Source organism: Neolewinella antarctica (genome assembly GCF_011927835.1).
In the GTDB taxonomy this organism is placed as follows: domain Bacteria; phylum Bacteroidota; class Bacteroidia; order Chitinophagales; family Saprospiraceae; genus Neolewinella; species Neolewinella antarctica.
This window is the reverse complement of record NZ_JAATJH010000002.1, coordinates 995,792-1,019,730: the sequence shown is the minus strand read 5'-3', so window position 1 is coordinate 1,019,730 and position 23,939 is coordinate 995,792. Positions and strand designations below refer to the sequence as shown.

Below are 23,939 nucleotides of genomic sequence, written 5' to 3'. Positions count from 1 at the left end.
TCTATACGCTATATTCTTTCCTCCAGACAAAGCAATGGCCCGACCAGCTAAGATCGAGCCATCAGTATTAAGTTATCGGTAATCCACGGACCAGAGACTCCAGACCACAGACCCAAGACCATTAAAGTTGCTCTTCAGATACAGCAATGTCCTCATCAGTCTCATCATCAACGGGCATAACGGCCGCCTGCTGCGTATTGGGATTGACGGCTTGGTGGTCCTGTTCTTTTTCCTTGTGCTTTTTAATCTGGCGGCGAAGTGCTTCGGCTACGTCAGCGATTCCCTTCTTAATGCTCTGGTTGCTGTTCTCAGCGAATAGATCGTTGCCGGGGATGGCGAGGCGGACTTCTACTTTGTAGCCATTGGCCGCAGTGCCGTCGTCCTCTTTTATGTACACGTCGGCACGTTCGATGCGGTCGTAATAGGTTTCTAGCTTGTTGAGTTTCTCGTGGATTACTTCGATGGTGCTGTCGAGTAAATCGGAAGATTGTTGGATAGTAATTTGCATATAATCGTGCAGTTTTGGGTTTAAAAAAAATATCCCGGTGGCTGGCAAAATGAGCTTTTCATGAGAACCGTAGCCGGTAGGCGTCCTGACGGAGTCGAGTGCGCCAGCCATTTGTGCGGGAGGGACAATATAGTCCGTGTTTTCCAAACCTGCGGGTTGCCGCAATCGTTCGGTTGCGAGGGCAAAAGTTACCACGCGGTGTTATTGTCTACTTCACTGATTTTACCCAAAATTTCCTTTCGCATCCCGAAACTCACTTACGTAAGCTACGCCGGCCACCGGCCGGCCCTGATCATCCACCGCAATCCGCTCGCCACCAAGGCCCCGATCGCCTGGGTTCACGGCCTGACGGGCAGCGCCCGGTTCTGGAAAGCGGCGATGTAAGGACGGACACGGGTCGAGTATGCGGAACTAACCCACCAACTCAATCTTACTAAACCCATCCCCCACCGGCTCCAGCACCAACTGACACTGAATCCGCTCCCGCAACTGAGGCACGTGGCTGATCAAGCCGATAGTTTTTCCCTGCGCCTGTAATCCTTCCAGCGTCGTCATGGCCTTGTCCAGCGTTTTGCCGTCCAACGTACCGAAGCCCTCGTCAATGAAGAGTGACTGAATAAGTGATTTCCCACTCGCCAAATCGGACAAGCCGAGCGCGAGCGCGAGACTGATCAAAAATGTCTCCCCACCACTTAAGGTGGCCATAGTCCGCCGATTGTCGTTCTGAAATTGATCGATAATGATCATATTGAGTTCCTCCTTACCGCCCCGCTCGGGTGGCTCGTATTCCATCCGATAACGCGGGCTGATGTTTTCCAGGTGAGCGTTACCAATGTCGATCAACCGCTGGAGGGTGATGGCTTGCGCGTAGCTCCGGAATTTCTTACCGTCCGAGGAACCAATGAGGTCGTTGAGGCGCGACCAGCGATCACGTTCTTTGCGCAGCCCGTCTAATTGTTCTCTTCCCGCGGCGGTTCGGGTAATCCGGTCGTCGTCTTGCTGGAGGCGGAGTTTGAGTTGGCCGATCGTCTCCTGCGTGGCCCCGACGGTTTGCTCAAGGACTGTCTTTTGCTCGGTTAGCGCCGTAAGCGATGGTTCTCCGGCCAATACCCGTTTCCGCTTTTCGGCATCCTCGGTAAGTTGAGTGAAGCGCGTACCGGCTACCGTACGGCGGTCGTTGGCGGCGGTAATCGTGGTGCGTAGTTGCGCTTCTTCAGCGGTAGAGAGCAGACGAATTCGTGCTTCGGTTTCGGTAAGATTTAGCTTAGCTAGTTCCGTTCCGAGCTTGACTTTGGTAAGGGTGTTGTCTTCGTGAAACGTCGCGCGGCGTTTACTCGCTTCCGTCAGCTGAGTACTTACCTGGTCTAATTCGGATTGACGCCGCAAAGCTTGCTGCTCGGCACCGCCCGAGGCAGCCTCTAATTCCTGGCGCTTGGTAGCCGTTAGTTTACGGCAGTGCGCGGAGGTGTGGCATCCGCCCAGAAGTTCTTCAACCTTAGCTTTTCTGGCGGCGGAAATCTGCTCCGCTGCTTCAATTTTGCCGTCCAGTTCTTTCCCCGCTGCATCGAACCCGGAAATTTGATCTCGGTAACTCACGAGTTCGGTTTCCGCCTTTCGCAGTTGGGGCAGGGAGGTTAATAGAGTTTGGATCTCTTTCAGTTCGGTTTCAGCTTTGCGGGAGTTACTTCTCTCCGCATCAATCTGAAGAATGAGCTGGTCGGCGGCCTGGGTATTATCACCCGCCGGTTTTTTAATACCGGTTACTTCTTTCTCCAACGCCTCTACCTCCGTAAGCACTTTTGTCCTGATGAGCTCCGTATTACGCAGTATTTCACGAGCGCGGACAAACGCTTCGTTGGCCCGAGTAGCTTCATCCTGCGCTACGGCTCTCGCCATCGCCGCTTCTCCCCTAGCGGCATCCGTGACTGGCTCGTAATCTTTCAACGCGGGGTGATCCAGCGCACCACACAGCGGACAGGAATCACCATCCTTCAAATCATGGCGGTGTTTTTCCAGGCTTTCCCGGACGAGGAGAAATTTCTCTCGGTCCTCGCACGAAGCGCGCGCAGTCTCGGCTTTAGCTAATATTTGCTGCTTAGCAGTCAGATCGATTTTATACTGGGTGATTGCTATTTCATGGGTCTCCTTTTCCGCTACACCCTTAGCAACTCGATCTTTGATCTTGCGGATATCGAGCCAGGTCCGTAGCTGCTCTATCTCCTTTCGGTAATCAGATAATCGGTCTTCAATCGTTTTCGCCTGGAGTTCGATTTGTTCGGCGGTCCTTCCCCCAAGCGCTTTTTCCAGCCGGTCTACCTCCGTCTTGCGCTCGGCAATTGCTCCGGTGATTCGTGCGCGTTCTTTCTCGTTGACGACACGTTGTTCGCCCATCACTTTCAGGCCGCTGATTACCGCGTCGATCTCCTTTTCTAACGTAGCAGCCTGATCGAATTTTCTTTCCCGAGCGGGCAGTTTTGCGAGAAATTCTGACAAGTTCGATCGGCAATCCGTGGCGAGTTTGTTTGCCGTAGCCACGACCGCTCGTCGGTCGTCATTGCTTGTGGAAAGCCGGCTGAGCTCCTCGTCGAGACGAAGTAATTCTTTATCCAATCGCGCTGTGGTGTCTAGATCAGCGCGCAGGTCCTGCACCTCCTGACTCTGTGCGAGGGCGGCTCGTTCGGGGTTTAAGGCGAGCCATGCTTCTTCAAGGATGGCGCTTTCTTTTGCGGTCGCTTCTAGTTGTTCTTCAAGACTAGCTAGTTCTTTATACTGATTGATGGTCGTGCTGACACGGTCGAGATTTGTGCGCTCAGTGGTGAGCGTAGTTTCTTGCTCGCTCCGTTCTTGCACCAGCTGCTCGCGGTCTTCCGGGGCCAGTGGCGGATCGGATTCAAGCGCTTTCACGGCATCATCGTAGAGTTCCTTGGCTATTTTGTTCCGTTGGAAAGCGGCTTCACTTAGTTCCTGGTAGATCTTTGTCCCGGTAATCTTTTCGAGGATGGCAGCTTTATTTCCCGCATCCGATTTTAGAAAACGGGCGAATTCTCCCTGCGTCAACATGGTGGAGCGGACGAAGCGTTCGTAATCCAGCCCAACAATTTCTTCTACTTTGGCGAGTGTTTCGCGCTTTTTCTCGGCGAGCAATTCAATTTCACCGGTCTCAACGTCAACCCGGCCGATGCTATGTTTGGCGCTCTGCAGGGCACCGTCGGATTTTTTGCGGGCGCGTTTGCGCGTCCAGAGACAGCGGAATCTTCCCTGCGGGTTTTCGAATTCCAGTTCGGCGGCGCATTCTCCTTCGCCGTAGCTGAGCACGCTCCCGGTGCCGTCTTTGCGGTCGTTTTCTCCTTTATTGCGTTCGGTCTGGTCGTAAAGCGCGAGCGTGATTGCGTCTAGGATGGTCGTTTTCCCCGCCCCGGTCGGCCCGACGATGGCGTAAAGTTGGTGGTGGGCGAGCGGCTCCTTCGTGAAGTCGATCGTGTGCTCCCCGCGCAGGCTATTCAGGTTCAGAATGCGTAGTCGTAAAATTCTCATGCGGTGGCGGCTTGGTCCTGGTCCTGGTGCCAGTTAATGAGGGCGCGGAAATCTTGCGTGACTTCTTCGGTTAGTGCCGGGCTTAAGTCTTCGGCCTCGCAAACGATTTTGAATACGTCGGCCGGTTCCAATTCATCCAATTCTCGCATTTCTTTTTGCGCGGACGCGGGTGCCGGGTTAAGGCGGTCGCGCGAAGCGCGTAGAAAGCGAATGGGCTCTCCATCAGCGTCATCACCGAGCGCTTCCCGAACGCAATCAGCGAGCTTTTCGCGGAGATTGGGGATGAGTTCGTCACTTTTAATCCGGACTTCTCCCCAGGCTAAAAGCCCCTGCCGGTCGCTAGCTTTCCAGTCCGCCACCAGAGTTTGGATATCTTTTTCCAGCTTCGGCCATTCCCCGTGTAGCCGGTGCAGTGGTCTGCTGGAGGGAACAAATACCTTGCGGGTTGAAATCGGTTCTCCAGCCTTATTGACGTCGACGATTCTGACGCTCCGCTGCCGTTGCCCTTCCACGAAAGTCAGGGGAATGAGTGATCCGCAGTACCGAACCCGCTCGTTCCCATCAATACTCTGCGCCCGGTGGACGTGACCCAGGGCGACGTAATCAAAACAATCCGGAAACTGGCCGGCCTCGATATTATTCTCGTCTGCTTGGTAGATGTGGGACTTTTTGTCTTCCGCATCAGTCGCGCCGCCAACGAAGAGATGACCGGTTGCTACGATTGGTACCGTATCATCAGAACGAGCGGATTTTGCCGCCTCGGCGACCGCTTCGAAATGCGCCTGAATACCTTGCCGGAGGGCTTCTTTCCGCTCCTCGGTAGTTTCCCCGAACTTAGATTTCCGTACGTCTCGCTCCCGGAGGAAGGGAACCGCCGCGACGACTAATTCTTCTTCATCGAGGCCTTCCCCCCAACCCAGCTTTACCACCTGATCTTGCACCTGCGACCGCGCCGCACCTACTACGTGCAGATTGAGCGCCTGCATCAATTGACGTGGCGCGTCCAACATGGAGGGTGAATCGTGATTACCCCCAACGACGATGGCACCCTTGACGGAAGACTTCAGTAAGCCGGATAAAAAACCGTAGTAGAGTTCTCGCGCCTGGTTGGAAGGGTTCGTGACGTCAAAAATATCGCCGGCGATGATGACGACGTCGATCTTTTCTAACTCAATTAATTCCAGTAGCCAGGCAAGAGCGGCGGTGTGTTCGGGCGTCCGGTCCTGGTCGTAAAGGCGGTGGCCGAGGTGCCAGTCGGCGGTGTGTAAAATGCGCAAAGTATCAGGGATTTTCGGGGCGGCTAAGTAACGGATTGGCCCGCGAAAATTCAAAGATTGCCGTGTGTTTTCACTAATTAAAGATAAGTCGTTTACGGGTTAGGTGAAGCATATGCTCAGCTAAGGGCTGACTACGCGGTCACTAATGAAGCTGACGTCATTTCCGCCTTTCGGTCTTCCTCATCCGTATCGTCACCATCGCCCCGGTCCTCGAGGTCTTTGGTTAACCCGTCCGGCAGACCGCCGACGTCGGCGAGAGAGAAGCCTTTCTGGTCGTCGTCCTTGTTGGGAATGATACTGAGCCGGGCGTTGGTTTCCAGAACGACCGCGTAGATGTCGTCAATACTTTTGTACCCTTTATCGCGGATGGCGGCGTACACTTCTTCACGGACAATTCTTTCTGCATCCATATTATCCTCCAAAAATTTCCCTTCGTACACCAGTAATTGTGGCGTGGCTTTAAGCCAACCTCGGGCCATTTTTGATTTCCGGACCAGCAGGGTCAAGCAGTACTGTAAGCCCAGGAGGAGACAAATACCAATCACCCCATCAAGTAGATTCGCGCTGTCTATGATCACCGTCGAAGCAAAAATGCCACCGATGGCTACCGTCACGATCCAATCGAAATTATTCATCGCGGAGGTAGACCGGTTACCGACCGTTCTTATTCCGATGATAACGACGAGGTATAATAACGGTGCGGTGATGAGAATCTGACTGATGCTTACCCAGTCTGGTTGGAGAAATTCGTACATATCACCGCTAAGGCAGGTACGTCCCCCAAAGTTCGCCACTCATCTGGTTAGCCATTCGGTTTAACCTAATAATAAGATTATGCGCCATTGACGAAGCGCTGATGCTCTTTATTGGTGGCGTAAAATTTAGCGTACTTGCCCGTCGCGATGCGTTTGGCCGATGATGGAATGTTCTTGGATACGTAAGTCTGTGCATCAACACTTTTCCGACCATTGAGCTGACAGTCGATCTTCACCCGCCGGTATTCATCTTCGCTCTCTCCCGTGACGCCCTCGTAGGCATCCAGCATGGTAATCGTCTCCTTTTCGCTTCCAGCAGCTAGCTCATATAACTCACCGTATACTTCTCCACTACCGCTAGTTTTGAAACCGGGGTACATACCGAGGTCATACAATTTCCCCGTGACCGTCGCCGGCCCGAGCAAGGTCGCCCGGCGGCGTAAAAACTTGGCCATGGAACTGGGGACATCGGAAAGGAGGGTGCCGTAGACGAATAAATTCATGGGTGGTGATGTGTTTTTTTCAATCATAACGGGCCGCGCCGGGTTTGGGTCGTCGGTCCAAACCAAAATATGTAGGTACTAACGAAAACGTGGGGCTGCACCCCACGCTACGATAGACGCCCCTCCGAGACTTACCCGCAGCTAGCATCATTACGATGCTCGATTAAAATAATGACTTTAATCCAACCGTAATTTGCTGTCTAAAACACGGCATTGACGTACTGCCAAGTAAACTACGGAAGACCGGTAGTCCGATAGAAGCACTCCACCGTGGCCAAGTTCAGCTCTTCATAGTTTTTACTGCGTTCATTTCATGTGTTAAAAATTCTGCTTGGATTCTTCTAATTAACTTATGAACTACCCGACGGCCGCACGTGTCTCCAGCGCTTCCAAAATCTTTAGCGTTCCGTAACCCACGGACTGCGTACCGTATTTTTCGTTCACCCATTCCACGATGGGCTTGTTACCCTCCGCTTCGGGCAGCGCGGCGCGGGCTTCGGAAATCCAGGTAGCCGCGCCGGCGGGGATGAATTGAGCCAGGTCGATGTCAGCCCCACCGACGTAGCATTTAGCTAGGTGCCCCAACACGGTGGCTTCGTTGATGCTACGGTTCTTGGCAATTGTTTTGATATCATTTCCGGACTGGAATGACTTCAGGCTGAACTCGTGCGTGGGCACATCTCCGATGCGCTCCTTATCAACCCGCCGGGCCTTCTTGCGTTGTTCGGCGGCGTAAGCGTCCGACTCTTTGATGGCTTTCATGAAATCGTCACCATAATTTGTCAGCTTCACCTCCCCTACCCCGCTGATGCGGGCCATATCCGCCTCGGTGACGGGAAAGGTTGTCGCCATTTCCTGGAGGGTAGAATCATGGAAAATTAGGTAAGGAGGTAAGCCCTTCGCGCGGGCGGTCTCTTTCCGTAATTCTTTGAGTAGGTCAAACAAGCTATCGTTCATTTGACCGACACGGGCCGCGCGTTCTCGCTTCGGCGTCTTGGCTTTTTCTTGTTCCCGTCGGTCTTTGATGATGGACATCTTCACCAGTTCGACCTTTTCTTGCTCGAACAGAACCCGTTGCGCCGCCGGCGTGAGTTTTACTTTATTGTAATCCTCATGGGCAACGTAGAGGTAGCCCAGGCTGATGAGTTGGTTAAAGTATTGCCCCCAGTCGAAAGAGCTGGTGTCGCGGCCGGCGCCGTAGGTCTTGATCCGGTCGTATCCGTTATTTCGGATCTCACTACGGGCGGAGCCGCGCAGTACGTCGATGGTCAGGTTGACACCGGTGCTCTGTTTGAGGCGGTAGACGGCGGAAAGAGCTTGCTGGGCGAGGATCGTCCCGTCGAAACGCTCGGGCGGGTTGGCACAGATGTCGCAGTTTCCGCAGTCTTCGGAGTGGTCTTCGCTGAAGTAATTGAGCAGAATGCGGCGGCGGCAGGCGAGGCTGTCGGCGTACTCTTTCATCCGGTCGAGCTTAGCGATTTGTAGTTCGCTATTCGCATTCTCGCTGATCATGCTCTTCAGGACCGTATAATCATTGTAGCTGTAGAAAAGCAGCGTATCGGCGGCGGCACCGTCGCGACCGGCGCGGCCGATTTCTTGGTAGTAGTTCTCCAGGTTTTTGGGTAGAGAATAGTGGATGACCCAGCGGACGTTGGACTTATCGATGCCCATCCCGAAGGCGATGGTGGCGCAAATGATCAGCGTCCGGTCGTTAATAAAATCGGCCTGGCGTTCGGCGCGCTCCTGAGAATGCAACCCGGCGTGGTAGGATTGGGCGTTATAGCCAGCTTCGCGGAGTTTCTCGGCGAGGTTCTCGGTTTGCTTGCGGCTGAGGCAGTATACGATACCGGCCTGATCGGGGCGCTCGCGCAGGAACTGGATAATCTGTTCCCGCTTTTTCTTGCCGGGGCGGACGGCCAGACTCAGGTTCGGCCGGTTGAAGCTAGCAATGTGTTGCTCGGCGTCGGGGATACCTAGCTGCTCGGCCATGTCGCGGCGGGTGAGGCGGTCGGCGGTGGCGGTGAGAGCCAGGATGGGAACTTTCGGGAATACTTCCCGAAGGCTTTTTAGACGGGTGTATTCCGGGCGGAAATCGTGGCCCCAGGAGGAAATACAGTGGGCCTCGTCGATGGCGAAAAGGCAGATATTGCGGCGCTTGAGGAAGGTGAGGAAGCCGTTACTCAGCAGTTTCTCGGGGCTGACGTAAAGTAAGTGCAGTTCGCCGTTTTCAAAGGCGGTTTCTACTTGGTGATTCTCCCCACCCGATTGGCTGGAATTAAGGTAAGCAGCCCGGATACCAACGGCATTTAGGCCGTCGACCTGGTCCTTCATCAACGAGATTAGTGGGCTGACGACGACGACGGTGCCGTTCATCGTCACGGCGGGGATCTGGAAACAAACCGATTTACCGCCGCCGGTGGGCATGAGGACGATGCCGTCCTGACCCTTATAAACTTTAGTGATGATGTCGAGCTGGAGCGGGCGGTAACCGTCGTAGCCGAAGTACTTCTTCAGGGCCGTTTTGGCGAGTTCGGGTGTCATGGTGTGTGTCTAAAAAGCTGCTGTAAGGATACAAATATGGTGAAAAGGTGGGGGAATGGTAGGAATTGTTGGGAATATATTTTTTGGGCTCGCTTAAATTTGGCCAGTTGATGGCGGTGGTGGGGAAGGCGGCGTGACTGGGTTGATTTTGCGACCGTCGTATAGATTGACTTTGATAATTTGGCAAAAATCACAACCAAAATAACAACAAATAACGAAAACGTGGGGCTACACCCCACGCTACAAAAGGCGACCCTACCGGGCCTAGATGTATGTATTTAGCGGTATTTTTTGGCTATTTCCCCGGCAACTTTGCACCCGCAACCGTGCAAACAGGTACAACGATTGGCCCATGTCCTCATAATCGCTACCCTAATCCCTAACAAATAACCTTATTTACGTCCACTCTTGACATTTCGGTAGTACACGACGTAAATTTGAAGCACTATGCTCAAAGGCAAGATCAGACGTCAAATTAACCGGTTGGAACGGACCGGCAACAATGATTTCGCCCTCATCCTCACCGGTGGGGCGGAGGCCTTTGCTACGCATGAGCTCCATCAACTACTCCGCCGCCTCAAATTGGCGAATGCGCGATTAAGCTTTATTCAGGACTTTATGTTCCGCATCGGCCTGACCATTCCATTCCTAATGTTTGCGGCCTGCTCACTCGCGCTGGTAGGTCATAAATACCTCGTCAGCCTCTGCGTGGCGGTCATTCCTATCTGTGTGGTCGTCTTGGCGCTAACCCAAATTCACGTCCGCCGCAACTACGCCTGCATGGACCGCTCGAAACGCCTGCGCTTCATCATCCAGCAAGAACTGGACCGGCGGAGAAGAGGCCAAGCAGTAGAATATTAGCCTCTTTCCTCTTTCCTCTTTCCTCTTCCGAAAATTAAAATGCCCCTCCGATGTTTCGAAGAGGCATTTCAATTGCATCATTAGTTATCTACAAACGACTAGTTGAGTGTGTACTCAAGCGTGATCTTAGTATTCAGCACCTTGGAGATCGGGCAATTTTCTTTGGCCGTGTTGATGATCTTATCAAACTCGTCCTTTTTGATGCCCGGCACGGATGCAGTAGTAGTCAGCTTTGATTCGATGATCTTTTGGTCCTGGAAGTCGACGGCGCAGTCCGTCTTCAAGTCACCGGGCGTGTAACCGGCCTCAGAAAGTCCGGCGCTGAGGGCCATCGTGAAACAGCCGGCGTGGGCGGCGGCGATGAGTTCTTCGGGGTTGGTGCCCTTGCCGTCTTCGAAGCGGCTGTGGAAGCTGTAATTTTGCTTGTCGAGGGTCTTGGACTTGGTCGTTAAGTTTCCTTTTCCTTCTTTGACGGTGCCATTCCATTCGGCTTGTGCGGTACGTTTCATAATAATTATTTTTTGGTTACTAACTGACGTTCCGCAACCAGATTCTGCCACAAAAACACAGAACCACAAAAGCGTGGGCAAAAAATGGTTCGGCGTTGCCGAAAAAAGCTTCTTTGTGCTTTTGTGTTTATATGGCTAAAAATCTGCGTAACGTCGGTTATTGTTGTGTAGGTACTACGCAAAATGCCGCGCCGATGTTTGGTTTTTGGGTCCTCTATCCGGTTCTGGTGAGAAAGCATTGAAGTGAAAAACTGATCTCACAGTTAGGATTGCGGTGCCAACAAAAGGCGGATCGTCTTTCCGGTAATAGCCTAAGCGAAAAGCCTTTCCAAAGTGACTAGCGCTTGTTAAAACAAACTAAGCTGCGGCCGACGACGCCGCTCGAACAACTCGAAATTGTAATCCGGCCAGTCGGCTTCTCCGGCAAAGAACTTCCGCTGCGCCAACGCAAAGTGCTGCCCGATCATTCGCGCAACTTCCCCTTCACCCCGGTGGCGGAAGCCAAAGCGCTTTTCTTCGAGCGTCCCGCCCCGGCATTCCCTGATTTTGCTAAGCACTTTATCCGCCCGATCGGGAATAGCTTTCCGGGCCCAATCGGTGAAGATTTCGCCAATCTCGTCGTTGAGGCGCACAATGCTGTACCCAATCTTCCTGGCACCCGCGTCCGCGGCCCTCTTTGCGATGCCGAGTACTTCGTGTTCCGTCAGGCCGGGGATGACGGGGGCAATGTTGACGGTTACGGGGACGCCGGCTTTGCTGAGCTCTTCCACCGCGCGGAAGCGTTGGGCGATGCTGGACGTGCGGGGCTCGAGCATCCGGCGGACGTCTTCGTCGAGGGTCGTGATGCTGAGGCAAACGTGGACGAGATCGTCCTTGGCAGCCTCGGCGATCAAATCGAGATCGCGCAGGATGAGGCTATTTTTGGTGATGAGCCCGAAGGGGTGTTCGAGCTCGCGCAATACCTCGATGCACTGACGCGTCAACCGCAATTTCTTCTCCGCCGGCTGGTAAGAATCCGTGTTGCCGGACATCATGACCGGCAGCGGTTGGTAGGCCTTATTGAGCAAACGCTGGCGGAGTAAAACCGGGGCCTCGGCTTTGTACAAAATCTTCTGTTCGAAGTCGATTCCAGCGCTGTACCCCCAGTACTGGTGGGTCGTGCGGGCAAAGCAGTAAACGCAGCCGTGCTCGCAACCCTGGTAGCAATTCAGGCCATACCCACTTCCCAAATCCGGGCTGGTGATCTTGTTGAGGATCGTCTTCGGGTGGGTGGGGATGAGCTGGGTGCGCAACTCGTCTTCCGGGTCGGGCAACTCGTCGTAACGGAGCTCGTGGTAGGGGTTGGCGGTATTGATCTGCGCGCCACGGCCGTGCAGACGGGGGTGTTGAGGCATACCTTAAAAGTACTATTTTTTGTGGTGCCCATCCGTCGGGCCGCCTACTTTTGTTTCTTCTTCTTGAATTTCACCGGCGCATCGGGGGTAAGGATGAGCGGGCAGCGCTTGCAGTATTTATCTTTCTTTTTCAGGTACTTTTGGCAGCACTCGGCTTTAGGGGTGACTTGTTTTTCTTTTGGCATTTAAGGGCGCGGTCGCTGGTGCGGGGGAAGTTGGTTCGGGAGCAAAGAACGCTCGGCGGCGGAAAGTCGTTCGGGGAACCCCACTGATATTACCATGCTCGTAACAATCGTCACTGGACCATGCGACGCGCGCGAGGGATGGATCGGGGCGGATGAGTCAGTAAAAAAACTGTGATCCAACCATCGAGCCATTGCGTTCAACGCATGAAGGCTTCGTCGTGATGGTGTCGTTACCCCCAACATCAAGAAGCCCCCGCAGTCACCCTCGAAACGAGTCGGACTACGGGGGCTTCCCTTAATTAACCTAGTGCGCGCTTACTTCAGTGAGCCCGCGGCGTCGGTCAGGGCCTTGCCCAGTTCGCTGATCTTCTCGGCGGTCGTGCCTTCGGCGGTTTTCGCCGCGGCCGTCGTGTGTTTACCGATGCTCGTCATCAGTTTTTTCACTTGGGCCGTGTCGATGGAGTCCTTACCGAGGTGGTCGTGGAGCTGCTGGAGCTCGTCGGCCAACTTGGTCAGTTTCTCATCTTTGCTATCCTTGAGCGCCTTTACCCAGCTGGTGAGGCTGCGGGTGGCGCCCGGCTTAGCTTTCTCTAGCCCCCGGTTCAGGGATTCGATGGTCGAATTGAGGTGGTCGTTTTGATTAGACATAATGGACTTGTTTAAAAGGTTACAAAATTGACGCCCCGGTAACTCAAAAAAGCTCCGAGACGTCCACTATGAGACGTGGGTTAGCGAAGGGAGTTTATGCTTTTGGGGGAAGATTTACGGTTGCGGATTGTTATTTTTACAAGGTCCGTGTAATGTTGACGTTATGGGATTTCGGGGCGCGGTCGCGGGTGCCGGGGAGGTCCCTTAAGAGCGAAGTCTATCGGATAGTTCCACTACAAGAAATCACCAACAAGCCTCAGCTATTAACCTGCATCGACGTATGGATTTCGTCGTTCCATATTCCTGCGCAAACGCGTACCTTGAGCCGTCCCCAAACCATCCCGATGCGCCCCCTCCCCCTGCTCCTTACCCTTCTGCTCTGCACCTGCGTCCACGCCCAAACAAGCGCCCAGAGCCCCACCGCCGCCGCCGTCCGCGACCAGGCCTTCCAGCAACGCTTATTCCTGGCCCAAAGCAGCCCCGCCGCCGGTCTCGAATTCAAAAACATCGGCCCCACCATCATGAGCGGCCGCGTGGCCGACATCGCCGTGGACCCCGCCGACCCGACCCACTTCTACGTCGCCTACGCCAGCGGTGGCCTGTGGGAAACGAAGGATAACGGCATCACTTTCCTACCGCTCTTCGACGACTTACCCGTCATGACCATCGGCGATATCGACGTGCACTGGATCACGAAAACCATCTACGTCGGCACCGGTGAAGTCAATTCCAGCCGTTCCTCCTACGCCGGAAATGGCGTCTACCGCAGCACCGACGGCGGCAACTCCTGGACCTTTGTCGGCCTCCCCGAAACCCACCACGTGGGCCGCGTCATCGTCGATCAGCGCGACGCGAGCACCGTCTGGGTAGCCGCCCTCGGCCACCTCTACAGTGACAACCCGGACCGCGGTGTTTTCAAGACCACCAACGGCGGCGGGACGTGGCAAAAGACACTATTCATCAACGACAGTACCGGCGTCGTTGACCTCATCCGCGACCCCCGTAACCCTAACGAACTCTACGCCGCAGCCTGGGAGCGGACCCGCAAAGCCTGGGATTTCAAAGAATCCGGCAAGGGCAGCGCCGTTTACCACAGCACCGATGGCGGCGCGAACTGGTCGAAGATTACGGGCGCTACTTCCGGCTTCCCCGTAGGCGAAGGCGCAGGTAGAATTGGCCTCAGCATCAGCTACGACACCGACGGCGAACGCTTTCTCTACGCCAGCATAGACAACTACTTCCGACGCGACGCCGAACCACGCGACACGAGCGACAAAAGCCTCACCAAGGAACTACTCCGCACCATGCCACGCGAAGATTTCGAGCGCTTGGAGACCTATTTAGTCGATGACTTCCTTCGTGGTAACGGCTTCCCAAAAGACGTAACTGCTGAATCTTTAATGGCCGACGCAAGCGGCGAAAAAATCTCCCCGCAAGCCCTCGTCGAATATCTCGAAGACGCCAACAGCCTGCTTTTCGGCACCCCGGTAAAAGGCTTCGAACTCTACGTCAGCCGCAACAACGGGGAAAGCTGGGAACGTACCCACGAGTCTTTCATCGACGGACTGTACAACTCCTACGGCTACTACTTCGGCCAGATCCGTACCCTCCCGAATGACCCCGAAATCGTCTACGCCCTCGGCGTCCCGATCGTAAAATCAACCGACGGCGGTGCCAACTGGAAGGGCATCAACGCCGACAACGTCCACGCCGATCACCACGCGCTGTGGATCAACCCCGACCGCCCCGACCACCTCATCAACGGTAACGACGGCGGCATCAACATCAGCTACGACGGCGGCAAAAACTGGCGCAAGTGCAACAACCCGCCCCTCGGCCAATTCTACGGCATCGCGGTGGATAATCACCCGGACGGCTACCGCGTTTACGGCGGCCTGCAGGACAACGGCACCTGGCGCGGCCCCCACGATTACGAAGCCGGTCCCGGCTGGATGCAAGGTGGCGAATACCCCTACAAAATGCTCTTCGGCGGCGACGGTATGCAAGTCGAGATCGACCCACGCGACAACAACACCGCCTACGTCGGTTACCAGTACGGTAACTACTACCGCATCGACATGAACGCGGACACGAGTAAATTTCTCACGCCAAAACACGAACTGGGCCAACGCCCCTACCGCTGGAACTGGCAATCACCGATCCTGCTCAGCCCGCACGATCCGGACATCTTCTACCTCGGCTCCAATCGCTTCCACAAGAGCACGAACAGGGGCGATGACTGGACGTTAACGAGCGACGACCTAACCCATGGCGGCAAGCCGGGCGACGTAGCCTTCGGAACGCTAACCTCGATCAGCGAGAGCCCAATACAAAAAGACCTTTTATACGTAGGCAGCGACGACGGTCTAATCCACCGTAGCGAAGACGGCGGCACCACCTGGACTAACATTCTCGGCGACCTGCCGACTGACCTCTGGGTCTCGCGCGTATCCGCCGGCAAACACGACGCAAACGTCGTCTACCTCGCGCTGAATGGCTACCGCAATGACTATTTCAACAGCCTCGTCTACAAAAGCACGGACAAGGGCGCTACCTGGTCGGAAATCGGGAAGTTCCTGCCGGAGGAGCCGGTCAACGTCATTCTAGAAGATTCCCTTGTCGCCAACTTACTCTTCGTCGGTACCGACCACGGGCTTTACGTCAGCCTCGACGGCGGCAACAAGTTCAGTACGATGTCCGGTGGTCTGCCCGCCGTTGCGATACACGACCTCGTCATCCACAACCCCTCCAAAGACCTGATCGTCGGCACGCACGGGCGGAGTCTTTACCGGGTAAACATCGGTTTGCTGCAGGGCGCTGCGATCGAGCCCGGCCGCATGGCGATGGATTCACTGGAAACGGCCCGCTATTCCACCCGCTACGGCACGTTGGATTTCGACCTGAACGCGCGGGAACCGGAAGTAGCGATTGCGGTGTATAATCCGGGCGCTGGCGCGGGTGCGGAGTTATCGGTGAAGCGCAAAGACGGTACGGTTCTTTACCGGCGGGACGTCAAGCTAATTCCGGGCGTAAATCAATTCACCTACGACCTAAGTTTCGACGGCCGCTTCGCGGAAATGATGGCGGCGGAGCTGGATAAAGACCGTAAAGAAGGTCGGCCACTAACGACCGTAGACGCGGCGGAAAACGACGTTTATTATCTGCGCGCCGGCGAATACGACGTAGTGATTAATGCTGATAATTACAACGCTTCCGTACCGCTCAAAGTAAAGTAACGTAAACTCACGCTGATTCGTCAAGCCGTGCTCCGGCACGTGGAACTCGACACATTAAATACAAATAAATGTAGTTGCGGATGCGCCCACCTACTTCCGGCAACCCGGCCGGGGCACCGTTGGAGGTAGCCGTCTCGGCCTTTAAAAAGGATAGCCAAAAGCCACCACCAACCGTAAATCATTCGCCGGTGCCGCCCGGGCACCCTCGTAAGGTATTTTCAACAACTTCAACTCTTCCTCCCCGTATGCCGTTTGCAGCGGCTGCGCCAGATCGATCCGGAAGACGAGAAACTGGAGATCGAAACGAAAGCCGATCCCGGCATCCACCGCTAACTGACCGGTAAAGGCGCGGGTATTGAAATCCGTTGGAATGGGTTGCAGCTCGGATTTATACGTCCAGATGTTACCCGCGTCGGCAAAGACCGCTAACTCGATTAAGGAATTGACTTTGTACCGGAACTCGAGACTCGTCTCCAACAAAAGATTGCCAAAACCGCCAAACGAGAGCGGACTGTTTTGCTCCGGAACGGTGTTGCCCGGCCCCACCTGCCGTGGTGCGAACCCACGCAGGCTGTTCGGCCCGCCAATACTGAAGAGGTCGAAATAGGGCACGATAACTCGCTTACTCGCCAGCGGGAAGGCGACGCCCCCGTGGAAGCGCGTGGCGATCTGGAGTTGCTTGTTTATCTGAAAGTAGTACCGCGCGTCGGTTTCTACTAACGGGTAATAGCTCGTCTCCGGGTCCCGCAACTCAGAGTCGCTACCGACCGGGAAGACGTTGTTCACGTTGCCCGAAATGAACTGGTTGAGGAAAAACGAGTGCGGCCGCGACCCCGCCAGGCGGCTGTCGTAAGTGTAAGTGTAATTCGGGCTAAAGACGAGCATCCGGTCGAAGCGACTATTTCCGTTGGAGCCGGCCACGGAGGGCGCCAGGTTGCTCAGGCGCGCCAGATCAAGCACCTCTTCGGTGCTTACCGTCGGGTTCTGCAACCGGATGCTCAACGGGTTAAGGGCGTGGCTCGTCGTTACCCGGCGTCGCCAAGTGTAACCAAACTGGACGGTGAACTGCCCGAGCGAAAGATTTTCCGTTGCCTCTTCGTCGTTCTCCAGTTTTTCCGCGAGCTCCGTCAGGCGATTGGTTTGGATCTCGGACTTGAAGCGCTGAAGGTTCATACTCAGTGCTTCCACCCTCCCGCCAATCTCGATCACCGAACCACTCGTCGTGACCCGCGGGATGAGTTTACGTTTCTTCGGCAACCACAGGCGGGGGACGGATAAGGTAGCCTTAAGCCCAAAAATACTGGACCGTGGGACGCGTGTCTCGCCCTGGCCACCCAGGAACTGGGCTAGTGCGTACTCTCCTTCGATGCGCAGTAATTCCGCCCCGCGCAGTAGGTTGCGGTTAACGTAAGCTAGTTTGACGTTCGGGCCGAAATAGTCAGCGCTATTGTAGCTAAGACCCAGTTCGCCTTCGAAACGCCGGCGTAAGCGGGGCTCCATGTAGGCATTCATGACTAGGGTACTGTCCGACCCGGGGACCGGTTGGTAGTCCATCGCAATGTAACGGAAGGTATTGTAGTTAGCCAGCCGCTTGAGGGTCGTCTGGTGGGATACCGGGCTGTACAGGTCACCCTCCCGTTGCTGGAAGGCCTCATCCATAATTTTTGGCCGCAGGGGGCACTCCTTACAGATGATGTGCAGACCACCCGAGACGATCGTATCGCCCGGGCCGTAAGCATTCAGGGTGTCGCGCGTGTCGGCGTTGGCGTACACGTTGATCCGCGAAATGCGCTGCGGTTTGGTGTGGTTGGTCGGGATGTCGTCTTTGAGTTTGCCGAGCATGTCCACCTGGTGGTCGCCGGAAACGGTATCGGCGAGAAACATGAAGTCGTCCGCGCGGAGGTAGTAATACCCCTGTTGGCGGAGCTTGTTTTCCCAACGCTGCCGCTCGGCCTTGACGTCGTCGAGTTCGTAACGCTCCCCCTTGTCGAGGCGCGTTTCGGGAGACAACTCATCGATTCTGCGCGCGATGGAGGAGTCGGACCAGACCAGGCGGATGGAATCCAATCGGTAGGCCTGGCCGACGGTGAGTACGTAATCGGCACTGATGAGGGGTGGCGACTGGTTCGTATCCAGCGCCCACTCGCTCTCGTTATTAAAATAGCCTTCGTTGCTGGCGCGGTTCTCAAGTAAAGTATTGACTGTTTCCACCACGTTTTCGTCGTAGAAGATTGGTTCCTCCCCCCAGTGTTCTTTGTCCTGGAATTTTTCGGGTTTCTCTTTCAACTTCTCCTCGAACTTGTACCAGCGGTAAATGCCGTAGTAACCCAGCAAGGGTATTTTACCGTTGGTGTTCTGGTTGAGCACCGAGGTTACCTCCGCCGTCAGTTCCGCCGTCGCCGTTTCGTCCGGCGCGATGACTTCGATGGAGGAGCCGTTGTACAAGTACTTATCCTCGGGCAAATACTGGGTAATACTACAGCCGTAAATCGTTACCAGCAGCAGGGCGCTGGCGCAGGTGCGAAGTGCCTTGGTAAATAGCAAATGTGGTTGGGTCATTCCTTCCCGTTTATTAAATTTTCCCTTCACGACAATTATTATTTACCGGATTTTCCGGACCAGCCCAAGCGCTCGAAATCCTTACCAAAAGTCAGCCGCCCACCGAACCGGAGTACGTTACCGTTGCCACCGATCAGGCTCGTACGGTCCCGGTCGTTGAATAGTTTTAACCGGAAGGTACCGTCCTCGTTAATGAGGTACTCAGCCGTGATGTTGTCCAGGTAGGTGGACTGCGTCCCCGCCAGTTCGTCGTCGGACGTACCCGCAACGCCGTCCACGCTGATGACGACGCGGTCGTCAAATAAGGTTTTGCGCAGGCTGACCCGCAAGTTGGTCTGTGTCTTACCGCCCTCGTCTTCGTAGTTATCGAGACCAAAATCCAGGTCGACAAACCCGACGAGTTGGTCGGCGAAGCTGTTGAGGTAGTTATCCATCAGCCCCGTGAGCGTCGTGGCCGCCAGACCGGGTCCGCCACCCCCTCCGCCCGAATCGAGCAGTGGCACGTTAAAGCCGCCGAACGCAAGCAGCTGGAAAGCCGTAGTCGTCAGTCGGCTCTGGTCCTGCCGCAGCGTGGCCAGTGAGTTTTCGATGGGCGCTAAACCCAGGTTCCCGTAAGCGTCTTCGGGGTAGGTGACGTTGGTCGTAATGTCGCTCGCCTGCATATCCCCCTTCATGGTTATGTCGACGTAAAAGGTCTGGTCGCGCCGCAGGCCCGTCAAGTCCGCCGTCCCTCCCTGCACACCCTGCACCAGCGGCAGCGGCGTCGCCTCCACTACGTGGCGGATGCGCAAGTCCATGATGGGGTTTTCTAAGTCGCCCTGAAACGATACGTTGCTGCCCGGCAGTACGATGAATTCCTTGTTGATGAAGCCCTGGTAAATAAAGTCGTACTTACCTTCCGTCAATTCCACGCGGCCACTGGCCTCCATCCGGCCGTCCGGAAAAATGCGCATCGTGAGGTCGCCCTCGGCACGGCCGACGAAGGTCTGCCCCGTGACCGGGTCGACGACCACCGTTACTTCGAGATTCGGGTCGACCGCCAGATCGAGCGTCATGTCCATCCCGGCTACCTGCACGGTGTTGGTATCCACGCCCATCGTGTCCCGCCGCAGAATATCCCGCCAGCGGTACTGCTCTTCGAACGTGACGATGCCCTCGCTCTCCACCAAACCCTGCTGGAGCAACCGGTAGATGTAAGTAACCTCGGATTCACTCGCCGTGGTGGCTACGATGTTCACGATCGGTAGGAGCGCCGTCCCGGAAATCTCTACCGTCGCGTCCACGTACATTTCACCGAACCAGTCCTTATTCTGCTCTTCGGTGGAGTTAATCGCGAGAAAATTATCCGCCACGACGCGCACGTCGAGGTCGATGTCCGTGGGTGTCGTCATTACCACGTTACCCCGGACGGTGGCCGTCCCCCCCTTGCTGTCAAATATCTGCCAGTTATCGCCAAAGGAAATAGTTTTGTCGCGGAACGTGATGGGCTTGTCGTCCATACGGAAACGCTCGCCGAGTAAGCTGATGACGGTGCTAGCTTCCTTAAAGGCAACCTGCCCGTTCAGGCTCGGCGCGACGAGTGTGCCGCCAACCTTAATCTGGCCCGCGAGGTACCCTTCGGAGTTTTGTAGGTAACCGATACTGAAAGGCTCCACGGAAGTGAGTTGAAATTTATTTAGGTCGACGGTCAGGTCGACCGGTCCGTCCAGGACGACCGATCCTTTCACCGTAGCGTCGTTGCCTTCGTCGGTGATGGCGACGTCGACGTTATAAGTTTGCTCGTCGGAGCTACCGATCTTGGCCGCGATGTCGCCAACTTTCGTCCCCGTGTAAGCAAAGTCGTCCACGCGCAAATCCGTCTGGATACCCAGGTTACTGAGCACGTTGTCCAGTTCTACCCGGCCGTTCAGGATTCCACCGATAAATTCTTCTTCCGACTGGAGCAGCCGGCTGGGCGTACGCAGGTCGAAATCGTTGAAATTGACGATCACGTTGTTGGGCTCGTCCGTGCGCGCCGTAAGACTCTGGCCGCCGTTGCGCAGCTCGAACTGCTCGATGGTGAGGTCGGTGCCCGCCATCACGATCCGGTTATCCACCGGCACCGTCCAGGTTTCGAAGTTGAGGATTTGCTCTGGCTCCAGTTGAACGAAGAACTCTTCGGCCTCGGGGTCGGTCACGAAGCCCAGGTAATGCCGTAGACTATCTTCCGTGGAGTAGAGCTTCAACTCGACGAGGAGTTGGTCGTCGACCGACTCCGCACTGAGGGCGGTACGACCCAACCCAACCTGATCACCGTACTGAATATCGGACCAGTTCGCTTCAAAAGTGAGGGTTTCCAGGTCGCCGATCGCCTTCATTTGCAGATCGTGCGCGGCCAGGCCGATGTATTCTATCTCCGGTAAACTGAAGTTAAACAGTAACTGAGGCGTACCGTCTCGGTACAAAAACGAGGCGCTGAACTGGGATAATTTCGTTAAACCGGTAATCAGACCGCCCGTGAGCGGTTGGGGGCGCTTGAGCTGCATGGCAAAATCGAGTTCCTCCCCATTTTCTACCGGGTCGGGCTGGCGTAGATCTTCGTCCCAGTAAGCCATAATAAAATTGACCATCTTTTCTGGCGTCTTCAAAGGATCGAAGCGACCGAGCAGCTCGGCGTCCAGCACGTCAGACTTGATGTAGACCTCGTTATTCATGTCCACCAGACTTGCGTCTATTACCAAGCTATCAACGTAGCTGCTACCTTCGGCACCCCGTAAACGGACGGAATCCAAACGCGCCAGTGCGACCATATTATAAGGATCGAGTCCCTGCACGTCTGCTTCCAGGCGGCCTTCAACCAACATCGGCACCTGGGTAATTTCCCAGTACTCCAAGTCTAGTCGATTGACGTCCACCAGCGCCTTCACGCGGGCTATGCTGTCCTCTCCAATGGCGTAAACCGCTTGCCCCAACGCGAGGGCGGAAGGGTGGGTGATGTTAAAATCCGCTTCGTAAAAGTCCTGCCGTACGGTAGCTAAGAGGTCCAGGTACTGTACACCGTCCGTCTCCCCGATACTCGCGGTTACGTTGAGGTCCATAGCCGGCTCCAGTTGCCCCGTCGCTTTTGCGGAGATGCTGAGGGGACCGAGATCCAGCGTAGCCAGAGTATCACCAATTGCGCCCGTGAACAGCTTGGCGACGCGAACGCCGGTCACGTCCACGCTTACGTCCAAATCCTGCGGGTTGTACCGACCGGCAATCTTCCAATTGCCATTATCCGTCTCCATCGGGATGTCGAACGTAAGGTTAGTGGGGCTGCCGGAAATTTTTGCTTGGCGGATGCGCAAATCGGGAATGTTGATGTTTGCCGGCAGGGTAGAATCGGGTAGAATAGCTTCGATGTCGGCAATGTGGATGGCTAAATCCGACACGTTGAGGTCGATGTTCAAGTTGTCCGGATCGAGCGCATTTTCAATGTTACCGTTGATGCTGGCGTACGTACTGTCGTTGGGTAGTCCGAGGCGGATGTTCACAATCAGGTCATTCATTGGCCCGGAAACGGTGCCGCTGCCCCGGATGAAGTCAGGTAGTTTGTAGTCTTCAGGAATGGAACCGGGCGGTACGTAGGCAAGGATGGTCGCTTTAGTAGCCAGCAGCGTGTCGAGGGAAACGTCGAGCCGGGTGCGGGGGAAGGACTGGACGCCCTCGATTACGCCGTTTGTTTTTACGCGGCTCTCGAGTCCGTTGCCAAACGTCCTGGTTTCTAGGGCGTAGAGATTGAGCTGGAGGCGGTCATTGCGGTAATCGGCGCGGCCTTCGGCGACGATCTTTTGGGGCCAGTCGATGTCGGGTGGTAACATGCCGGCGGGCACTAGGGGTAGAAGTGGACCGGGGACGATACTGAACTCCGCCAGATTAAGTCGGCCGGCGATTCTTTTCGGGTCGAGCGCGTTTTCCACCCGGCCGGTGGCGCGAATTTTAATGCCGGGGCCGTCCAGCTTAATGCGGCTAAGATCCATGGCCGCCATCGTTCCGTTCGCGCGGGCGGAAAACTGTACTTTCTGGTTCAGGTTGCGGGCGATGACGGACGTTTGCAGCATGTCGGGTGCGAGGTAGGCTACGTCGCGCAGGCCCACGTAGCCTTCGAGCTGGAGGCGGGCGATCATATCTTCGAGGTCTCCACCGGCGAAGTCGTAGTTGATCTCCGTATTGTCGCTACGGATTTCCGTATTGCTAGTTCGTAACACGAAATCTTGCAGGCTCAGAAAATTCGGGTCGTACACCACGGTACCTTCCGTTTTCTCCAGCACCAAACCGCTTTTCTCTTTGCCGGATAGTTGGCGCAGCCGCAGGTGCAGGGAATCTACGATGTACGCCACGTCGGTGGCTTCGGCCTGGACGTCGGTGAGCGCCAGGTGATTATAGTCCATGCCCGGACCCTCGAGGGCGGGGGCATCGGCGTCGAGCGTGAAGCCTAAATCTTTAACTTGAAAGACTTCACCGTTGAAGCGCAACTCTTCGCCCAGCACCAGATCGGCTCCTTCGAGGTTGACGTAGGGTAACTGGGTCGTGATGTTCTGCCCTTCCATCCGTAGGTCGAAGTTGGATTTTTCGATGGTGACGCGGCCCGCCTTGAGCTGCATCGCGGCGGCCGTCGTCACGGTCGTATCCACCGGAGTGGAACTGGGGCCGATGCCGACGAGCGCGTTCGCGCCTTCGAGTTCCAGGTAGTTAATATCGTACACTTGTCCTTCCAGATCAACGTCGTTCACTTTACCGGCTAGTCTACGGGCATCGATGTCCGCGAGGATGCCCGCCGGATCGTCTTGGTAATAAATATCCGCTCTTTCCAGAATCAACTCTGCACCCGCGGCCGCGACTTCGAATCCCCCGCCCGAAGTATCTTCCGTCAGCGCCGTATCACTCGCCATCACGACGGCCGAGCTATCCTGCGCACCCATGTCGAGTAGAAACTGGATGTTGCTCGTAGAATCAGTGGTGATCACGTTGGCGTAAACATCACGCAGCACGATATCCGTCAGCTGAATCTTCTTCTTAAACAATGCCAGCATATTGATGCCAACGCCCAGGTGCCCGACGCGCGCGATCGAGTCGCCGGCGGGGTTGTTGAGGTAGAAGTTGTCGATTTCGATGCGGGACGGGAAATCGACGTCGAGCGCGCCGATGCCAACGTCCGTGCCCAGGCTGCTAGAAGCAATTTTCTCCACTTCGCGCGCAACGCGCTGCTGCACGGCGGGCACCTGGAGGAGCAAAAAGACCAGCAAGACGAGGCCCAGGATGATGCCGAATATCCACAAGAATACCTTGAGAATCCGGCGAAAAAGGCTCTTTTTCGGCGCGGGCGGCTGCTCGGTGGTTGGTTGGTTATTGGTCACTTGTGGTCAATGATGAGTCCGTAAAAGCAAAACGTGGAAACGTGGAGGAAGGCC

At 55.5% G+C, this 23,939-nt stretch carries 14 protein-coding genes; 3 read left to right on the top strand and 11 right to left on the bottom strand.

From position 1 onward, the window contains the following. Nucleotides 1-121 precede the first annotated feature (121 nt). Nucleotides 122-508 carry a ribosome hibernation-promoting factor, HPF/YfiA family gene (hpf, locus tag GGR27_RS09285; protein WP_168037138.1) on the bottom strand — a complete coding sequence of 129 codons (387 nt, stop codon included), beginning with the start codon at nucleotides 506-508 and terminating at the stop codon, nucleotides 122-124. A gap of 204 nt (nucleotides 509-712) precedes the next feature. Between hpf and GGR27_RS09280 the strand changes: the two genes are divergently transcribed. Then, nucleotides 713-892 (top strand): hypothetical protein, encoded by a 180-nt coding sequence (locus GGR27_RS09280; RefSeq protein ID WP_168037137.1) that lies wholly within the window; start codon nucleotides 713-715, stop codon nucleotides 890-892. A 27-nt stretch (nucleotides 893-919) separates the two neighbouring features. Here the strand turns inward: GGR27_RS09280 and GGR27_RS09275 are convergent, their stop codons facing one another. From GGR27_RS09275 to recQ, 5 genes are all read right to left on the bottom strand, one after another. After that, nucleotides 920-4,042, bottom strand: a complete 3,123-nt coding sequence (locus tag GGR27_RS09275; protein ID WP_168037136.1) for an AAA family ATPase — start codon at nucleotides 4,040-4,042, stop codon at nucleotides 920-922. Next, a complete protein-coding gene (locus GGR27_RS09270; RefSeq protein ID WP_168037135.1) occupies nucleotides 4,039-5,319 on the bottom strand; it encodes an exonuclease SbcCD subunit D C-terminal domain-containing protein in 1,281 nt (426 codons plus the stop codon). Before GGR27_RS09270 ends, GGR27_RS09275 begins: the two co-directional genes overlap by 4 nt. A 131-nt stretch (nucleotides 5,320-5,450) precedes the next feature. Then, complete coding sequence (locus GGR27_RS09265; protein WP_168037134.1) at nucleotides 5,451-6,074, bottom strand: DUF421 domain-containing protein; 624 nt, start codon at nucleotides 6,072-6,074, stop codon at nucleotides 5,451-5,453. A 77-nt stretch (nucleotides 6,075-6,151) separates the two neighbouring features. After that, nucleotides 6,152-6,577 carry a gamma-glutamylcyclotransferase family protein gene (locus GGR27_RS09260; protein ID WP_168037133.1) on the bottom strand — a complete coding sequence of 142 codons (426 nt, stop codon included), beginning with the start codon at nucleotides 6,575-6,577 and terminating at the stop codon, nucleotides 6,152-6,154. A gap of 357 nt (nucleotides 6,578-6,934) precedes the next feature. Further along, nucleotides 6,935-9,118 (bottom strand): DNA helicase RecQ, encoded by a 2,184-nt coding sequence (gene recQ, locus GGR27_RS09255; RefSeq protein WP_168037132.1) that lies wholly within the window; start codon nucleotides 9,116-9,118, stop codon nucleotides 6,935-6,937. A 447-nt stretch (nucleotides 9,119-9,565) separates the two neighbouring features. On the opposite strand from recQ, the gene GGR27_RS09250 reads away from it, so the two are divergent. Further along, a complete protein-coding gene (locus GGR27_RS09250; RefSeq protein ID WP_168037131.1) occupies nucleotides 9,566-9,979 on the top strand; it encodes a hypothetical protein in 414 nt (137 codons plus the stop codon). Nucleotides 9,980-10,077: 98 nt separating this feature from the next. On the opposite strand, the gene GGR27_RS09245 is transcribed toward GGR27_RS09250, so the two are convergent. The 3 genes from GGR27_RS09245 to GGR27_RS09235 form a co-directional block, all read right to left on the bottom strand. After that, on the bottom strand, nucleotides 10,078-10,488 hold the full coding sequence (locus GGR27_RS09245) for an OsmC family protein (protein ID WP_168037130.1): 411 nt from the start codon (nucleotides 10,486-10,488) through the stop codon (nucleotides 10,078-10,080). 347 nt (nucleotides 10,489-10,835) lie between these two features. Further along, nucleotides 10,836-11,882 carry a PA0069 family radical SAM protein gene (locus GGR27_RS09240; protein ID WP_168037129.1) on the bottom strand — a complete coding sequence of 349 codons (1,047 nt, stop codon included), beginning with the start codon at nucleotides 11,880-11,882 and terminating at the stop codon, nucleotides 10,836-10,838. Between the two features lie 500 nt (nucleotides 11,883-12,382). Beyond that, nucleotides 12,383-12,715, bottom strand: coding sequence for a hypothetical protein (locus GGR27_RS09235; RefSeq protein ID WP_168037128.1), 333 nt, complete (start codon nucleotides 12,713-12,715; stop codon nucleotides 12,383-12,385). Between the two features lie 320 nt (nucleotides 12,716-13,035). Here GGR27_RS09235 and GGR27_RS09230 point away from each other — a divergent pair, with 320 nt between their 5' ends. Beyond that, complete coding sequence (locus GGR27_RS09230) at nucleotides 13,036-15,951, top strand: WD40/YVTN/BNR-like repeat-containing protein (protein ID WP_245184504.1); 2,916 nt, start codon at nucleotides 13,036-13,038, stop codon at nucleotides 15,949-15,951. A gap of 141 nt (nucleotides 15,952-16,092) precedes the next feature. On the opposite strand, the gene tamL is transcribed toward GGR27_RS09230, so the two are convergent. Both tamL and GGR27_RS20435 read right to left on the bottom strand, forming a co-directional pair. Continuing rightward, nucleotides 16,093-18,510 (bottom strand): translocation and assembly module lipoprotein TamL, encoded by a 2,418-nt coding sequence (gene tamL, locus GGR27_RS09225; RefSeq protein ID WP_168037127.1) that lies wholly within the window; start codon nucleotides 18,508-18,510, stop codon nucleotides 16,093-16,095. Between the two features lie 38 nt (nucleotides 18,511-18,548). Then, nucleotides 18,549-23,885 carry a translocation/assembly module TamB domain-containing protein gene (locus GGR27_RS20435; protein WP_168037126.1) on the bottom strand — a complete coding sequence of 1,779 codons (5,337 nt, stop codon included), beginning with the start codon at nucleotides 23,883-23,885 and terminating at the stop codon, nucleotides 18,549-18,551. Nucleotides 23,886-23,939: the final 54 nt, after the last annotated feature.

What these genes read in the sequence shown, in the direction of transcription:
- recQ (WP_168037132.1), bottom strand. Translation starts at nt 9,118, where the DNA reads ATGACACCCGAACTCGCCAAAACGGCCCTGAAGAAGTACTTCGGCTAC.
- GGR27_RS09260 (WP_168037133.1), bottom strand. Translation starts at nt 6,577, where the DNA reads ATGAATTTATTCGTCTACGGCACCCTCCTTTCCGATGTCCCCAGTTCC.
- hpf (WP_168037138.1), bottom strand. Translation starts at nt 508, where the DNA reads ATGCAAATTACTATCCAACAATCTTCCGATTTACTCGACAGCACCATC.
- tamL (WP_168037127.1), bottom strand. Translation starts at nt 18,510, where the DNA reads ATGACCCAACCACATTTGCTATTTACCAAGGCACTTCGCACCTGCGCC.
- GGR27_RS09265 (WP_168037134.1), bottom strand. Translation starts at nt 6,074, where the DNA reads ATGTACGAATTTCTCCAACCAGACTGGGTAAGCATCAGTCAGATTCTC.
- GGR27_RS09235 (WP_168037128.1), bottom strand. Translation starts at nt 12,715, where the DNA reads ATGTCTAATCAAAACGACCACCTCAATTCGACCATCGAATCCCTGAAC.
- GGR27_RS09240 (WP_168037129.1), bottom strand. Translation starts at nt 11,882, where the DNA reads ATGCCTCAACACCCCCGTCTGCACGGCCGTGGCGCGCAGATCAATACC.
- GGR27_RS09250 (WP_168037131.1), top strand. Translation starts at nt 9,566, where the DNA reads ATGCTCAAAGGCAAGATCAGACGTCAAATTAACCGGTTGGAACGGACC.
- GGR27_RS09275 (WP_168037136.1), bottom strand. Translation starts at nt 4,042, where the DNA reads ATGAGAATTTTACGACTACGCATTCTGAACCTGAATAGCCTGCGCGGG.
- GGR27_RS09245 (WP_168037130.1), bottom strand. Translation starts at nt 10,488, where the DNA reads ATGAAACGTACCGCACAAGCCGAATGGAATGGCACCGTCAAAGAAGGA.